This window comes from Spirillospora sp. NPDC052242, from assembly GCF_040679555.1.
Classification (GTDB): Bacteria; Actinomycetota; Actinomycetes; order Streptosporangiales; family Streptosporangiaceae; genus Spirillospora.
The window spans coordinates 99,176-113,274 of sequence record NZ_JBFAUZ010000006.1; the positions used below are offsets into that span (position 1 = coordinate 99,176).

Sequence of the window (14,099 nt, forward strand, 5' to 3'; positions counted from 1 at the left end):
CCACCCCGGTCGTGGTCCCGCGGCCCCGTTCGCGGTGCCCCGCGCTCACAATTATCCCTGCGATTCGGGGTGCTACGCGAATCGTGCGGGTGAGTTTTGACTCACAATATGACGCTCACTTCTGCCTAATGTGGGACGTGGACGGCCTTGTACGCGTGCCGATATGCGGTCGAGGTGCGCTCCAAGTCACACGCGACGTGCACGTATGACGAACGGGTGAACGCAATGTGCACCCGATGGTTTTGTTGGGCGAGGAATAAGCGACCACGACCTGCGGTCGGCTTTCGCGCTCAACGGGTACTTCGTCCGGATTTGGCCGCCGGAGTGCGGGCCGCGCCCCGCCCGCCGGATCCGGCGGAACCCGGACGTCGGTGGGCGGCGGTAGATTCGGGGACCTGATCGGGAGGGGACGGGATGCGCGTCGAGCTGCTCACCGTCGGGGACGAACTGCTCCTCGGCGACACGATCAACGGCAACGCCGCGTGGCTGGGCCGGCGGCTCGCCGACCACGGCGTGGAGGTCGCCCGCAGCGTCGTCGTCGGCGACGAGGAGGACGTCATCGTCGAGGCGGTGACGGCCGCGCTCGGCCGCGCCGACGCGGTGATCACCACCGGCGGGCTCGGGCCCACCTACGACGACCTCACCCGGGACGCGCTGGCCGCGGCGGCGGGCGTCCCGCTCGTCCGGGACCCGGAGGTGGAGAAGCGCCTGCGGGAACGGGCCGCGGCGGCCGGGCACGAGATCCGCGAGTCGGCGCTGCGCATGGCGGACGTGCCGGAGGGCGCGGCCCTGCTGCGGAACTCGGCCGGGTCGGCGCCGGGGCTGCGCGTCGCGCTGCCCGGCGGTGTCGTGTACGCGCTGCCCGGCGTCCCGTTCGAGATGCGCACGATCATGGACGAGGTCGTGCTGCCGGAGCTGGCCGGCCCGCCCGAGGTCGCCCGCCGCACCCTGCGCACCGCCGGGCTGTGGGAGTCGGTGCTGGCGGAGCGGCTCGCCGAGGTCGAGGCCATGGACGGCGTCCGGCTCGCCTACCTGCCCCAGCCGGCGGAGGTGCGGGTCCGCGTGTCCGTCGCCGGGACCGACGTCTGGGACCGGCTCGCCGACGTCGAGAAGCGGATCCGCGAGCTGCTCGGCGCCGCCGTCTACGGCGTGGAGGACGAGTCGCTCGACCGGGTCGTGCACCGGCTCCTGACGCAGCGGTCCGCGACGGTCGCGGCGGCCGAGTCGCTGACCGGCGGGCTGATCGGCGCGGAGCTGACCGCGATGCCAGGGGCGTCCACGACGTTCGCGGGCGGCGTGGTCGCGTACGCGACCGACCTCAAGCGCGACCTGCTGGGCGTCCCCGCGGACCTGCTCGCCGAGCACGGCGCCGTCCACCCGGACGTCGCGGCGGCGATGGCGGCGGGCGTCCGGGACCGGCTCGGCGCGACGTACGGGCTCGCGGTCACCGGAGTCGCCGGACCGGAGCCGCAGGACGGCCGTCCCGTGGGAACGGTCTATATCGGCGTGGCCGGACCCGGAAATACGCGCATCGTGACCCGACCGAAACTCCCCGTGCCTGGGACCGGTCCCGAGACCCGCGACGTCATCCGCAGGATGACCGTCGTTCACGCACTTGACCAGCTCAGACGTGCTCTGCTGGGGCTCGGCGCGGACGCCGGGGCCGCGTTCGTCCAGGAAGATCGGGAAGAGTCGGGCTGATTACAGCGTTACGTTGCGAGCGAACACGAAATCAACGGTCTGCCATGGTCACCGTCAAGCCAGGTACGGTGGAACTGGCAGATGGTCCGAACTGAGGGAGGGAGCGAGACGATGGTCCTGCTTCGCCAGCTGCTCGGTGACGTACTGCGGCAGCTGCGGCTGCGCCAGGGACGCACCCTCCGTGAGGTGTCCGCGGCGGCGCGGGTTTCCCTCGGCTATCTCTCCGAGGTGGAACGAGGGCAGAAGGAGGCCTCCTCGGAGCTGCTCTCCTCGATCTGCAAGGCGCTCGGGGTACCGCTGTCGCACGTGCTGAGGGACGTCGCGGATCAGCTCGCCCTCGCCGAGCTGCAGCACGAGCCCGTCATGGCGGGTGCGCCCGAGCACGAGCGCATCCCCGCGGAGAGCATTCCGGAGACCCCGGAGGAGATCACCGGCGAACTGCGCGCGGACATGGTCGCCGCCTGAGCGGCGCCCGGAACGTAGCGCAGCGGAGCGGAGGCCGGTGGTCAGGCGGCCTTGCTCCGACGGGGACGTGGAGGGGCGTCCCCTGCGAAGACGCGCCTGACCGGCGGGCGTCGCCCGCCGTCGCCGGCCCACCGGTGACCGGGGCCGCGGGTGTGCGCGGTCTCACGGTTGGGCGCGGCATACCAGGGGATTCTTCCCGGTTGTAACGGACAACCGTAACGACGCGGAAGGAGCCCACAATGGCGGCCATCAAGAGCCCGCTCACCGAATCGGCCCAGAAGGTCGCTGGGAACGCATTGCAGGGCGCCCTCGTCGACCTCATCGACCTCGCGCTGGTCGCCAAGCAGGCGCACTGGAACCTGATCGGCCGCAACTTCAAGGTCGTGCACGAGCACCTGGACGAGGTCGTCGACCTCGCCCGGCAGAGCCAGGACGACGTGGCCGAGCGCGCCGTGGCGATCGGGGTGAACCCCGACGGCCGCGCCCGCACGGTCGCCGACCGCAGCGAGCTTCCGCAGCTCGAGGCCGGTTACCTCGCCGACGACAAGGTCGTCAGCGCGGTCACCGACGTGCTCGCCCAGATCATCGGCCGTTTCCGGGAGCGCATCGCGGAGACCGACGAGCCGGACCCGGTCACCCAGGACCTGCTCATCGGCATCACTCACGAGCTCGAGAAGCAGCACTGGATGTTCCAGGCGCAGACCTGATCCCCGACCTCGCCCGCCGGCGCGCCGCCGCGATCCGGGCGCGCGGGTGGTCCTGTGAACACCGAGGCCCCGGTCCCACGGACCGGGGCCTCGGTGTCGTCGGCGGGCTTGTGCTCGGGCGTTTCGTGGTCATCATGGTCCATGGGCGTTCGAGCGACGGGGACGATCGTGGGTTCCCTCATGACCGGTGCGGCACTGTTCGTGACGGGCGCCGGTTGCGGCGGCGAGACGTTCTGCACGCTGGAACTGGTCCCGCAGGGGGTCCGGGTGGAGGTGCGGCCCCCGGACGCGGCGCGGATCGAGTCGGCCTCGCTGCAGGTGTGCTGGGACGGGGTCTGCAGGACGCCGGGGATCGAACTCGGGCCGTCCACGACGAGCGTCCCACAGGGCTGCGACGGGGAGGGGCCCGACGCCGTGTGCAGCGCTTCGGCGTCGCCGGACGGCGGGAAGACCGGGTTCGCGCAGGTCGAGGGGCTGCCGGGCGAACCGGTCGAGGTCCGGATCGCGTTGCGGGACGGTCGAGGCGAGGCGGTCATCGAGAAGCGGCTGCGGGTGACGCCGAAGGGGGACGACTCCGAGTGCCCCCAGGGTCCGCAGGCGCGGCTGATCGTCGCCGGCGGCGACGTCACCGAGGGCTGAGCCGCTCCAGGACGGTCTCGGCGAACTCGACGGCGAGGGGGCTCAGCGCGTCCCAGTCGCGGGCGGCCCAGCCGGCGGTGAGCGGCGGCAGGTCCGGAATCGGGATCAGCCGGACGTCGCCGGAGCCGTCGCCCCAGCCGGGGAGCGCGGGCAGGATCGCGTGGCCGAGGCCGAGTTCGGCCAGCAGCAGCGCGGTGTCCCAGTCGGCGACGCTCGTCGTGGACGCCAGCCGCAGCCCGTGCCGCTCCAGGTGCATCTCCAGGTGGACGCGGGACGTGGAGTGCTCGGGCAGCTCGATGTGCCGGATGTCCGCGAGGTCGGGGAGCGCGACGGACGTCCGGGACGCGAGCGGGTCGTCGGCGCGGACGGCCAGCGCCCACGGCAGCTCGCGGGACGCGCGCTGCTCGACGCCGTCGAGCGGCGGGCCGATCGTCACCCACGCGAGGTCGGCGTTGTGCGAGCGGACGGCCTCGAGGCAGCGGCGGCTCGATCCGGCGGTCTCGAACTGCAGGGCGACCTCGGGGTGGCGGGCGCGGAACGCCGCGACGCCGCCCGCCATGAAGTGCCGGACGGTCGTGGCGCCGGTCGCGACCCGCACGGTGCCGCCGACGCCGCGGCGCAGGTCGTCCAGGAGGCGCAGGGCGGAGTCGAGCCCGGCGAGGCCGTCGGCGGCGGCCCGCCGCAGAACGCGCCCGGCGCGGGTGGGCACGACGCCGCGCGGCCGCCGCTCCAGCAGCACCAGGCCCGTCTCCCGCTCCAGCCGCCGCACGTGCTGGCTCACCGCGGACTGGCTGCACGCCAGGTCGCGGGCGACGGCGCTGAGGTTGCCCGCCTCGCAGACGGCGACGAAGACGCGCAGATCGTCCAGGGTCATGGATCCAAGCTAGAGCTCGGATGTGCCTAAGGAAACCCGAGAATTGACTTGGATACAGGCCGGTTCGATGATGGATCTCGCGGGCGCAGGATCCGGCGACCCGCGTCAGGCGGCGACCCGCCCGGCCTCCCGGGCGTGCCGGGCGGGCGCCGACCGCCGGCTCAGGACGTCGCGGGCTGGCAGCGCGGGCACGAGAAGGCGACGCGCTCGCCGACGTCGGACGCCTGCCCGGCGCGGCGCACCGGGGTGCCGCAGCGGCGGCAGGGGCGTCCCGCCCGTCCGTAGACCCAGTGCTCGTGGCCGCGCCGCAGGTCGCCGGTCGTGATGTGGCCGTGGCGGTCCTTGTTGGCGTCCAGCAGCCGGTGGGCGAGCTCCACGAGCCCGGTCAGGTCGGGCACGTCCCGGACGGGCGTCCAGGGGTTCGCGCCGCGCAGGAACAGGACCTCGGCCTTGTAGACGTTGCCGATGCCGGCCACCAGCGTCTGGTCGAGGACGGCCTCGCCGACGGCCCGGTCGGGACGGGCGGCGAGCCGCGCGGCGGCCTCGGCCGCGAGTTCGGGACCCCACGCGGGGTCGAGCAGGTCCGGGCCGAGATGCCCGACGGCGCGGTCCTCCTCGGCGGTGCGCAGCAGCTCCACCAGGCCGAGCGAGCTGCCGACCGCCTGCCATTCGGCGTTGGCGAGCACGAGCCGCACCCGGTGGTCGCGGGGGATGGGCCCCGCGCGCCGCACCTGCCAGCGTCCCTCCATCAGCAGGTGCGTGTGGACGGTCACGCCGCCCTCCACCCGGATCAGCAGGTGCTTGCCGCGCGACACGACCTCCAGGACCGTCCGGCCGCGCAGGTCGGCGGTGGCGAACCGGGGGACGCGGAAGTCCGAACGCGTCAGCGGCCGCCCGGCGAGCGCCTCGTGCAGGCGCCGGGCCGCGAGCCGGACGACGTCCCCCTCCGGCACGTCACCCTCCCGGTGCTAGATGAGGGATCCGCTCTCCCAGGCCGACGGGTCCTCGGTGAGGACGCGGACGGACTCGGGGAGCTTGCCCTCGGCGATGTGCGCGAGGGTGACCCGCTCCAGGATGGCGCGCTCGCTCGCGCGCAGCGCGATCCACACCTCCTGCAGGGACCGCGCGGGGCCCTCGTACCCGACGTGCTCGGGACGCTCGCCGCGCACGCCCAGCAGCGGCCCGTCGATCGCCCGGATGATGTCGGCGAGCGAGATCCGCTCGGCGGGCCGGGCCAGCCAGTAGCCGCCCTCCGGGCCGCGCTGGCTCCGGACGAGGCCGGAACGCCGGAGCTGGCCGAGGATGTTCTCGAGGAACTTGGGCGGGATCTGCTGGGCCTCGGCGAGCTGCACCGCGGTCACGGGATGACTCCCGGCCACGGCCAGCTCCGCGGCGGCACGCAGCGCGTAGTCGACCCGGGCGGACAATCGCATGCACGTATTATCCCTCGCCGGCCGGACTGGTCGGGCGCCCGCCGGACGGCCGCCGCACGATCGGCGCGGGAACGCCGCGCGGCGCGTCCACCGGAACCGGGCCTTTGTCCGGTGGACGCGCCGCGGGTGGAACCCCCCGGGAGCCGCGCCCGGCGCCCGAGGCAGCAGGTCAGGCCGTCCCGCCGGGGGCGGGGACGAGCCCGAGCAGTTCGGCGGCGGCCTGCGCGTTGGCGGCGGCGGCGCCGTAGGTCGCCATGTAGACGGCCGATCCCGGCCGCCAGACCGGCAGGCCCATCTCGACGACGACGGTGTCGGGACGCGCGGTCAGCAGCGCGGTCGCCAGCGACCGCTGGGCCGCGTGCCGGTGCGCGTCCCGCAGGACGACGACGAGTCCGCGTCCCTTGGCACGGTCCAGGACGCGGTCCGCGTCCCCGTCCTCCCCGCCGGCCCGGACGGCGTCGGGCGCCCACGGGTGCAGACCCCACGGCGTCGGACCGACCGCGATGTTGCCGGACGACTCGACCTCGACGACCAGCGGCGGCGTCCCGTTCCAGCCTGGGAGCGCTCCCGAGACCTGCACGGCGCGGCGCGCGCCCTCCAGCCCGGCGTCCCGGTCGGGCGCCGCGGGGACCTCGCCGGACAGCCACCGGCGCAGGGCGTCGGTGCGGTCCGCGGCGTCCTGCAGCCGGTGCGGCGACAGCCGCCCGTCCCGGACGGCCGCCTCGACGGCCGCGAGCGTCGCGCGCAGCGTGTCGGCGTGCTCGTTCGGCCCGAGGCACAGCAGGTCGGCGCCCGCGATGAGGGCCCGCACGGACGCCTCGGGGATGCCGATCGCGCCGCTCGCGCCCCGCATGTCGAGCGCGTCGGTGACGATCACGCCGTCGTAGCCGAGCCGCTCGCGCAGCAGGCCGGTGATCGCGGCGGGGGACAGGGTGGCGGGGAGCCCCTCGGTGATGTCGGGAACGTTGAGGTGCCCGGTCATCACCGCGCGGGCGCCGGCGCCGATCGCGGCCCGGAACGGGACCAGCTCGCGGCGGTCCAGTAGCGCGAGGTCGGCGTCCACCAGCGGGATCGTCAGGTGGGAGTCGACGACGGTCGCGCCGTGCCCGGGGAAGTGCTTGGCGCACGCGGCGACGCCCGCCTCCTGCGTCCCGAGGACGGCCGCGGCGGCGTGCCGCGCGACCAGCGCGGCGTCCGACCCGAACGAGCGGGTGCCGATCACCGGGTTGTCGTCGGCGGTGTTGACGTCCACGGACGGCGCGAAGTTGAGGTTGACGCCGACCTCGGCCAGCTCGGCCCCCATCGACCGGTAGACGCGGCGGGTCAGCTCCGGGTCGTCGACGGCGCCGAGCGCGGCGTTGCCCGGGTACGGGCTGCCGGTGGCGTGCCCGCCGAGCCGGGTGACGTCCCCGCCCTCCTCGTCGATGCTGACCAGCGGGGCGCCGGCGGAGCGCATCCGCGCGGTGAGCGCGGCCAGCGACTCGGGGCTCGGCACGTTGCCGGTGAGGGCGAACAGGGTGACCCCGCCGAGCCCCCGCTCCAGCTCGTCCAGCAGCCAGTCCGGCGCGGTGGCCCCGGGGAAGGACGGGGAGAGCGCCGCCCGCGCGAGCCGGGTGATCTCCCCGGTGGTGGCGATGTCGTCGGTCGTCACCCCTTCACCGCCCCGGCGGTCAGCCCGGTCACCATGCGGCGCTGGACGATCAGGAAGAAGATGATGACGGGAATCGTGAGCAGCGTCGACGCCGCCATGATGGGCCCCCAGGAGTTGCCGCTGCGGCCGAAGAAGAACTGCAGCATGATCGGCAGGGTGTACTTGTCCTGGTCGTCCAGGAAAGTGAAAGCGAAGATGAACTCGTTCCACGCGGTGATGAACGAGAAGATGCTGGTCGCGACCAGGCCGGGCGCGACGAGCGGGAGCATGACCGTGAAGAACGTCCGGACCGGTCCGGCGCCGTCGATGGCCGCGGCCTCCTCCAGCTCGCGCGGCACCGCCGCGACGAAGCCGCGCAGCATCCAGATCGCGAACGGCACCGCGAACCCGATGTAGACGACGAGCAGGCCCCACATGCTGTTCAGCATGTTGAGCTGCTTGAGGTCCAGGAACAGCGGGATGACCAGGGCCTCCAGCGGGACCATCTGGACGATCAGCAGCATCACCAGGAAGGTCGTGCGGAACCGGAAGCGGAACCGCGCGACGGCGGTGGCGGCCAGCAGCGCCAGCAGCCCGGACACCAGGACGGTGCCGAGCGCGAGGAGCGCGCTGTTGGAGAAGTACTTCCAGAACGACACCTCGGCGACGGAGCCGTTGACGATGACGTCGAAGTGCTCCAGCGTCGGGTCGGTCGGCAGCGGCTTCGGCGTCGAGCTGAAGATGTCCCCGTTCGGCTTGAACGCGGTGGACGCCATCCAGAACACCGGGAAGACCGCCAGGACGAACACCACCACGCCGATGCCGTTCCAGGTGATCTTCGACAGCAGCTTCTTGCGGCGGGGCCGGCCGGCATGCGCGGAAGCCCCCGCGGTGCCGCGCTTGCGGAGGGCCGGCGCATTGAGCGGCGCGGTCATCGTGTCTCCCCCTGACGCACCATGACCCGCACGTACAGGGCCGTGACGATGAGCAGGATCAGCGTCAGCACCAGCGCGATCGCCGAGCCGTCGCCGAGCTTCGGATTCATCGAGCCGAACGCCTCCGAGTACGCGTACAGCGAGAGGTTGAAGGCGTCCCGGTTGGCCATCCCGGCCATGATGAACAGCTGGGTGAACACCTTGAAGTCCCAGATGATCGACATGACCAGCACGACCAGGAAGATCGGCTTGAGCATCGGGTAGGTGATGCTCCAGAACGTCCGCCACGCGCCGGAGCCGTCGACGCGGGCGGCCTCGTACAGCTCGCGCGGGACGCTCTTGAGCCCGGCGAGCACGGACACGGCCACGAACGGGCACGCCTGCCACACCACGCAGATGGTGAGGACGGTGTAGGTGGGCAGCGGCTTGGAGAACCAGTTGTAGCCGAGCCAGTCGCCCCCGACGAGGAAGTCGGGGAGCAGGTCCAGGGTCCAGTTGACCAGGCCGCCGGTCGTGCCGAACAGCCAGGTGAAGATGATCGCCGCGGTGACCGGCGGGGTCGCCCAGGCGATCATCACGCCGCTCGCGACGAGGTTCGACATCTTCTTGCCGAGCTTGTTGAGCAGGAGCCCCACCAGGGTCCCGATCACCATGGTCAGCGTGACGGCCACGACGGCGAACAGCACCGTGTGCCGGAAGGTCGTCCAGAAGAACGGGTCCCCGAGGACGTCCTTGAAGTTCTGGAGCCCGACCGATTCGGCCGGCTCGCCGCGCAGCTGGCGGTTGCCGACCTTCTGGAACGACATGATCCCGATCTGGATCATCGGCCAGAACATCAGCAGGGCGATCACGACCACGGTGGGCGCGATCAGCAGGTACGGCCCGAAGCGGGGCCGGCGGCGCGGGCGCGTGCGGCCGGCGGATCTGCGGCCGGGCGGTTTGCGCACCGCGGGAGCGGTGTCGAGCATGGGCGGTTCCGTTCAGGAGGGACGGGCGGCCGTGCGTCGTCCGGAGGGAGCCTCGCGGGCGCGGGACGGGCGCGCCCGGAGCGCGGCCCCCCGCCGCCGCGGCGCCGGGCGCACGGTGCCCGGGCGCGCGGCGGCGGGGAGCCCCGGTGTCACGGGTTGAGCAGCGTGTTGGCCTGCTCGTTGGCCTTCTTCATCTCGGCCGCGGCGGCGCCGCCCTGCATGATCGCCTTCATCGTGTTCGGCAGCACCTTCTTGGCCTGCTCGAACTCGGCCCAGCCGGCGGTCATCGGCGGGAACTTGGTGTTCTTGGCGATGTCGGTGAAGACGGCGAGCTTCGGGTCGGAGAACGACACGTCCGAGCGCATGGACGAGAAGCCGCTGTAGTCGGCCCACGCCTTGGCGTTCTTCGCGTTGTTCAGGACCTTGATGTAGTCGAACGAGACCTTCTTGTTCGCGGTGTCGCGCCAGACGGCGACGTCCGAGCCGCCCGCCATGACCGGGGCGTTGCCGCCGCTCTTGGCCGGGATCGGGAAGACGGCCCACTTGTCGGCGTTGTCGGGCGCGATCTCCTTGAGCTGCTTCAGCGCCCAGCTGCCGTCGAAGTACATGCCGAGCTTGCCGAGCGCGAAGTCGCGCTGCGGGCCCTCCAGCTCGTTCTTGCCGACGTACTTACCGGAGTCGTCGAGGCTCGCGTAGTACTCGGCGGCCTCGACCGCCTGCGGCTGGTCGAGCTTGCCGGTCCACTTCTCGCCCTCCAGGGTCGCGACCTCGCCGCTGTTGCCCCAGACGAAGCTGATGATCGCGTTCGTGTGGTCGCTCGCGACGCCGATGCCGGGGACGTCCTTCTCCTCCTCGACCTTCTTGGCGGCGGCGGACAGCTCGGCCCAGTTCTTGGGCGCGGTGATGTCGAGCTCCTCGAACCAGTCCGTCCGGTACCAGACGCCCCGGACGCCGCCGTACCACGGCACCGCGTAGGTCTTGCCGTCCGCCTGGTCGTTCTCCAGCGCGGTCTTGTTCAGGGTCTTGCCGTCGGCCCAGTCGCCGAACAGGTCGCTGATGTCGGCGAGGTTGCCCTGTTCGATGTGGGACTGGACGTCGGTGTTGCCGAGCTCGGTGACGTCCGGGCCCTCGCCGCTCGCGGCGGCCTTCTGGAACTGCGTGGCGACCTGCGGCCACGGGACGTACTTGATCTTGACGTCGGTGTCGGGGTGGGTCTTCTTGAACTCGGCCTCGACGCCGTCCAGGAACTTCGTCTGCTCGGGCGTGCCCTCGCCCATCATCCAGACCTCGAGCTCGGCCGGGACCTCGTCGCTCCCGCCGTCGCCGCCGTCGCCGCCGCAGGCCGATGCGGCCAGGGCGATCGCGGCCGCCGCGGCCGCCATCTTGATGTACTTCACTGGGGGGATCCTTTCCGGCATCGCCTCGCGCGGCCTTGTGGCCTGCGGTGTGAGCCGGGCACCCGGACCCTTTAAGGTCCGGTCATGCCCCGCTCGCAGTCGCATGGTTCGCGGGCGCCCTGCTCGCCGCTCGGCGCTCTGCGCGTCCACCGGTCCCGGGTAGGGGCCGGTCGGCGCTTGCGCGTAAACTAACAAGAAACTTTCCTAAACAAAACCGCCCGTTAGCGGATTGAGACATCGAGGGGTGCCAAGCATGGCCAGACGCCCGGGAACGCCGCGGCTGCTGCGTGAGCTGAACGACCGCGCGGCGCTGGACCTGCTCGTGGAGCAGGGGCCGCTGACCCGCGCGCAGATCGGCGAGCACACCGGGCTGTCGAAGGTCACCGCCTCCCAACTGCTGTCCAGGCTCGAGGAGCGGGGACTGGTGGCGGTGGTCGGGGAGCAGGCCGGGGGGCGCGGCCCGAACGCCGCCCTGTACGCCGTGGTGCCGTCGAGCGCCTACGTCGCGGGCCTCGAGGTGGGACCGGACGGGGTCACCGCGGGCGTCGCCGACATCACCGGCCGGATGGTGGCCCAGGTTACCGTTGACCCGAACGGGGCGGACGATCCGGTCAAAACCGTACATAGTGCCGTGGTGAAGGCGTGCCGGTCGGCGAAGGTGGCCCTCGGACGGCTGAACGCGTTCGTCATCGGCACCCCCGGCGTCGTCGATCCCCGCTCCGGCGACGTCCAGTTCTCCTTCGACCTGCCGTCGTGGCACGAGGGCGTCCTCGCGGCGCTGCGCACCGACCTGCGCCGCCCGGTGACGATCGAGAACGACGTCAACCTCGCCGCGCTGGCCGAGCGCGCGTACGGGGCCGCGCGCGACGCGGACGACTTCGCGCTCATGTGGTTCGACCGCGGCATGGGCCTGTCGGTGATGCTGGGCGGGCGGCTGCACCGCGGCCGGTCCGGGGGCGCGGGCGAGATCGGCTACCTGCCGGTCCCCGGGGCGCCGCTCCCGCTCGGGGCGGCGCGCCGCGTGGAGGGCGAGGGCGTCACCGAGTCGAACACCTGGGGCACGGCGGCCCTCGCCGGCGGCTACGGGTCGCTCGTCGGCGCGGACGCGGTCCGGGCGCTGGCGCACGAGCACGGCCTCACCGAGCCGACCGCCCTGGAGTGCGTGCGCGCCGCGGTCGCCGACGAGGACCGCGGCGGGCGGTTCCTGGACGAGCTGGCCGTCCGCATCTCCTACGGCGTCACGTCGGTGAACATCGTGCTCGACCCCGGCCTGGTCGTGCTGTCCGGGTATCTCGGGTCGGCGGGCGGCGCGCCGCTGGCCGCGCGCATCGAGCGGGCGGTGGGCCGGCTCAGCCCGACCCGTCCGACGGTCGCGGTGACCGAGGTGGAGGGCAACCCGGTGCTGCGCGGGGCCGTGTACGCGGCCCTGGAGCGGGCCCGCGACGACGTGTTCTCCGCCGAGGCCGGGGACTGACCGGGCGCCGCGCCGTCCCCGGAGACGTCGGCGCCCCCGCCGGACGATCGGCGGGGGCGTTCGTGCGCATCGGTGCGCGCGGCGTGCCGCGCGGGCGCGCCGCTACTTGGCCGTGGCGACCGGCGCGTCGGCCGGTTCCTCGTGGCGCCGCGGGTCGTTCAGCGCGCGGTCGATGACGGTCTGGCTGATGATCTGGCGCCTGCGCCGCAGCGCGGCGGCCCTCCGAGCGGTAGATGTCATGCGATTCCCCGTTCCGCGGCGAGCCCTTCCCCGACTCCCCGCAACCCCGTACCCCTTCATCATCCCAGAGAAAGGGCCCCGGGGTATCCGTCGGAAGGAGGAATCGGCCATCAGACTTCCCGCGTAGGAGGGTTCCGGCGGGAAAGGATCGCGTCCGCCGCGGCGCGCGCGAGCGCGGCCGCATCCCGCACGCCGCCGACGCTGTAGGCGACGTTCGCGCCCTCGTGGACGATCGCGAGCTGCCCGGCGAGCGCGCCCGCGGCGTCCTCCCCGGGGAGGGCCCGGACGAGCCGGGCGTACAGCTCGCGGGTCCACGCCTTCTGCTCGGCGGCCAGCCCGTGCACCGGGTGGGACGGGTCGGGCAGCTCGGCGCAGGCGTTGACCATCGAGCAGCCGCGCCCCGCCCCGGCGGCGAGCCACTCGCCCAGGACGTCGAACGAGGCGAGGACGCGTTCGCGCGGGTCGGCGACGGCCGCGAGCCGCTCGTCCACGAAGGCGCGCCAGCGCTCGTCCCGGCCGCGCAGGTACGCCATGACGAGCGCGTCCTTCGAGCCGAACCGGTCGTAGACGGTCTTCTTCGTCACCCCGGCCTCGGCGGCGACGAGCTCCATCCCGACGGCGGTGATGCCGCGCTCGTAGAACAGGTCGCTCGCGACCCGGAGGACCCGGCGGGCGGCGGGCGTCAGCGGACGGTCCTGGGCGGTGGCGGGCATCGCGGCGGCTCCTTCGGATCGCGTACACCACGAGTATACCCACCGGTATGGGTAGTGTGTAGCTATACCGGTATGTATACCTCGATCGTCCGGGAGGACCCGCATGGCACCGCACCGCACGGACGCCCTGCTCGGCGCCGGATTCGTCGTCCTGTGGAGCTCGGGCTTCATCGGCGCCGAGCTCGGCGCCCAGAGCGCGCCCGCGAGCACCCTGCTGGCCTGGCGGTTCATCACCGCACTGCCCCTCCTCGCGCTGTGGTTCGCCTGGCGGCGGCCGCGCATCCCGCGCCGCGACCTCGCCCTGCACGTGCTGATCGGCCTCCTCGGGCAGGGCGGCTACCTCTACGGCGTCTTCGAGGCGTCCCAGCAGGGGGTCGACGCGGGCGTCAGCAGCCTGGTCGCCGCGTTGCAGCCGCTCGTCGCCGTCGCCCTGGCCGTCCCGCTGCTCGGCGAGTCGATCGGCCGGCGGCAGCTCGCCGGATTCGTCGGCGGCCTCGGCGGCGTCGCCCTCGTGGTCGGCGGGGAACTGGGCGGCGGCGCCCCCGCCTGGGCGTACCTCCTGCCGTTCGGCGCGATGCTGAGCCTCGTCGCCGCCACCCTCGTCGAGCGCCGCGCCCGCCCGGCCGTCGGCGTGATGGAGGCGCTGACCGTCCAGGCCGCGGTGAGCGCCGTCCTGTTCTCGGGCCTCGCGGCGGCCGAAGGCGCGCTCGTCCCGCCCGCCGAGCCGGGCTTCTGGGCCGCCATCGCCGTGCTGGTGGTGCTCGCGATGTTCGGCGGCTACGGCCTGTACTGGGTCAACGTCCGCCGGACGGGCGTGGCGCGGGTGTCGGCACTGCTCTACCTGACGCCGCCCACCACGATGATCGGCGGCTGGGCGCTGTTCGGCAGCACGCTGCCGCCGCTCTCGCTGCTCGGCGTCCTGG

Annotated in this window: 14 protein-coding genes and 1 pseudogene; 6 read left to right on the plus strand and 9 right to left on the minus strand. The window is 73.0% G+C overall.

What is annotated here, in order from left to right:
* The first annotated feature begins 414 nt into the window (after positions 1–414).
* From AB0L25_RS06890 to AB0L25_RS06905, 4 genes are all read left to right on the plus strand, one after another.
* On the plus strand, positions 415–1,701 hold the full coding sequence (locus AB0L25_RS06890) for a CinA family nicotinamide mononucleotide deamidase-related protein (RefSeq protein ID WP_500169417.1): 1,287 nt from the start codon (positions 415–417) through the stop codon (positions 1,699–1,701).
* Positions 1,702–1,812: 111 nt separating this feature from the next.
* Positions 1,813–2,166 (plus strand): helix-turn-helix domain-containing protein, encoded by a 354-nt coding sequence (locus AB0L25_RS06895; RefSeq protein ID WP_191328436.1) that lies wholly within the window; start codon positions 1,813–1,815, stop codon positions 2,164–2,166.
* Positions 2,167–2,405: 239 nt separating this feature from the next.
* Positions 2,406–2,873, plus strand: coding sequence for a Dps family protein (locus tag AB0L25_RS06900; protein ID WP_500169419.1), 468 nt, complete (start codon positions 2,406–2,408; stop codon positions 2,871–2,873).
* 180 nt (positions 2,874–3,053) lie between these two features.
* A complete protein-coding gene (locus tag AB0L25_RS06905; RefSeq protein WP_500169421.1) occupies positions 3,054–3,512 on the plus strand; it encodes a hypothetical protein in 459 nt (152 codons plus the stop codon).
* On the opposite strand, the gene AB0L25_RS06910 is transcribed toward AB0L25_RS06905, so the two are convergent.
* The 7 genes from AB0L25_RS06910 to AB0L25_RS06940 all read right to left on the minus strand — a co-directional run bounded on the left by AB0L25_RS06910 (position 3,499) and on the right by AB0L25_RS06940 (position 10,749).
* Complete coding sequence (locus AB0L25_RS06910; protein ID WP_500169423.1) at positions 3,499–4,386, minus strand: LysR family transcriptional regulator; 888 nt, start codon at positions 4,384–4,386, stop codon at positions 3,499–3,501. The two genes, AB0L25_RS06905 and AB0L25_RS06910, sit on opposite strands and share 14 nt — an antisense overlap.
* 161 nt (positions 4,387–4,547) lie before the next feature.
* On the minus strand, positions 4,548–5,339 hold the full coding sequence (locus AB0L25_RS06915) for a DNA-formamidopyrimidine glycosylase family protein (protein ID WP_500169425.1): 792 nt from the start codon (positions 5,337–5,339) through the stop codon (positions 4,548–4,550).
* A 15-nt stretch (positions 5,340–5,354) separates the two neighbouring features.
* Positions 5,355–5,819 carry an RrF2 family transcriptional regulator gene (locus AB0L25_RS06920; protein WP_500169427.1) on the minus strand — a complete coding sequence of 155 codons (465 nt, stop codon included), beginning with the start codon at positions 5,817–5,819 and terminating at the stop codon, positions 5,355–5,357.
* A 169-nt stretch (positions 5,820–5,988) separates the two neighbouring features.
* Positions 5,989–7,470, minus strand: coding sequence for a glycoside hydrolase family 3 protein (locus AB0L25_RS06925; protein WP_500169429.1), 1,482 nt, complete (start codon positions 7,468–7,470; stop codon positions 5,989–5,991).
* The gene (locus tag AB0L25_RS06930) at positions 7,467–8,384 is read right to left on the minus strand and encodes a carbohydrate ABC transporter permease (RefSeq protein ID WP_500169431.1); all 918 of its coding nucleotides are present in this window, start codon (positions 8,382–8,384) and stop codon (positions 7,467–7,469) included. Before AB0L25_RS06930 ends, AB0L25_RS06925 begins: the two co-directional genes overlap by 4 nt.
* Positions 8,381–9,352, minus strand: a complete 972-nt coding sequence (locus tag AB0L25_RS06935) for a carbohydrate ABC transporter permease (RefSeq protein ID WP_500169433.1) — start codon at positions 9,350–9,352, stop codon at positions 8,381–8,383. Before AB0L25_RS06935 ends, AB0L25_RS06930 begins: the two co-directional genes overlap by 4 nt.
* Positions 9,353–9,501: 149 nt before the next feature.
* Positions 9,502–10,749 carry an extracellular solute-binding protein gene (locus AB0L25_RS06940; RefSeq protein ID WP_500169435.1) on the minus strand — a complete coding sequence of 416 codons (1,248 nt, stop codon included), beginning with the start codon at positions 10,747–10,749 and terminating at the stop codon, positions 9,502–9,504.
* A gap of 253 nt (positions 10,750–11,002) precedes the next feature.
* On the opposite strand from AB0L25_RS06940, the gene AB0L25_RS06945 reads away from it, so the two are divergent.
* The gene (locus tag AB0L25_RS06945) at positions 11,003–12,223 is read left to right on the plus strand and encodes an ROK family transcriptional regulator (protein ID WP_500169437.1); all 1,221 of its coding nucleotides are present in this window, start codon (positions 11,003–11,005) and stop codon (positions 12,221–12,223) included.
* A gap of 102 nt (positions 12,224–12,325) precedes the next feature.
* On the opposite strand, the gene AB0L25_RS06950 is transcribed toward AB0L25_RS06945, so the two are convergent.
* Together AB0L25_RS06950 and AB0L25_RS06955 are read right to left on the minus strand one after the other, a co-directional pair.
* A complete protein-coding gene (locus AB0L25_RS06950; RefSeq protein WP_500169439.1) occupies positions 12,326–12,463 on the minus strand; it encodes a hypothetical protein in 138 nt (45 codons plus the stop codon).
* Between the two features lie 110 nt (positions 12,464–12,573).
* Entirely contained in the window at positions 12,574–13,176 is a 603-nt protein-coding gene (locus AB0L25_RS06955; RefSeq protein ID WP_500169440.1) for a TetR/AcrR family transcriptional regulator, read from the minus strand.
* Positions 13,177–13,279: 103 nt separating this feature from the next.
* Here AB0L25_RS06955 and AB0L25_RS06960 point away from each other — a divergent pair.
* Positions 13,280–14,065, plus strand: a pseudogene (locus AB0L25_RS06960) (DMT family transporter); the annotation flags it as partial.
* Between the last annotated feature and the right edge of the window lie 34 nt (positions 14,066–14,099).

Excerpts from the sequence above, each read along its gene's own strand:
- AB0L25_RS06920 (WP_500169427.1), bottom strand. The coding sequence starts at position 5,819 with ATGCGATTGTCCGCCCGGGTCGACTACGCGCTGCGTGCCGCCGCGGAG.
- AB0L25_RS06910 (WP_500169423.1), bottom strand. The coding sequence starts at position 4,386 with ATGACCCTGGACGATCTGCGCGTCTTCGTCGCCGTCTGCGAGGCGGGC.
- AB0L25_RS06905 (WP_500169421.1), top strand. The coding sequence starts at position 3,054 with ATGACCGGTGCGGCACTGTTCGTGACGGGCGCCGGTTGCGGCGGCGAG.
- AB0L25_RS06900 (WP_500169419.1), top strand. The coding sequence starts at position 2,406 with ATGGCGGCCATCAAGAGCCCGCTCACCGAATCGGCCCAGAAGGTCGCT.
- AB0L25_RS06895 (WP_191328436.1), top strand. The coding sequence starts at position 1,813 with ATGGTCCTGCTTCGCCAGCTGCTCGGTGACGTACTGCGGCAGCTGCGG.
- AB0L25_RS06950 (WP_500169439.1), bottom strand. The coding sequence starts at position 12,463 with ATGACATCTACCGCTCGGAGGGCCGCCGCGCTGCGGCGCAGGCGCCAG.
- AB0L25_RS06890 (WP_500169417.1), top strand. The coding sequence starts at position 415 with ATGCGCGTCGAGCTGCTCACCGTCGGGGACGAACTGCTCCTCGGCGAC.
- AB0L25_RS06955 (WP_500169440.1), bottom strand. The coding sequence starts at position 13,176 with ATGCCCGCCACCGCCCAGGACCGTCCGCTGACGCCCGCCGCCCGCCGG.
- AB0L25_RS06945 (WP_500169437.1), top strand. The coding sequence starts at position 11,003 with ATGGCCAGACGCCCGGGAACGCCGCGGCTGCTGCGTGAGCTGAACGAC.
- AB0L25_RS06935 (WP_500169433.1), bottom strand. The coding sequence starts at position 9,352 with ATGCTCGACACCGCTCCCGCGGTGCGCAAACCGCCCGGCCGCAGATCC.
- AB0L25_RS06930 (WP_500169431.1), bottom strand. The coding sequence starts at position 8,384 with ATGACCGCGCCGCTCAATGCGCCGGCCCTCCGCAAGCGCGGCACCGCG.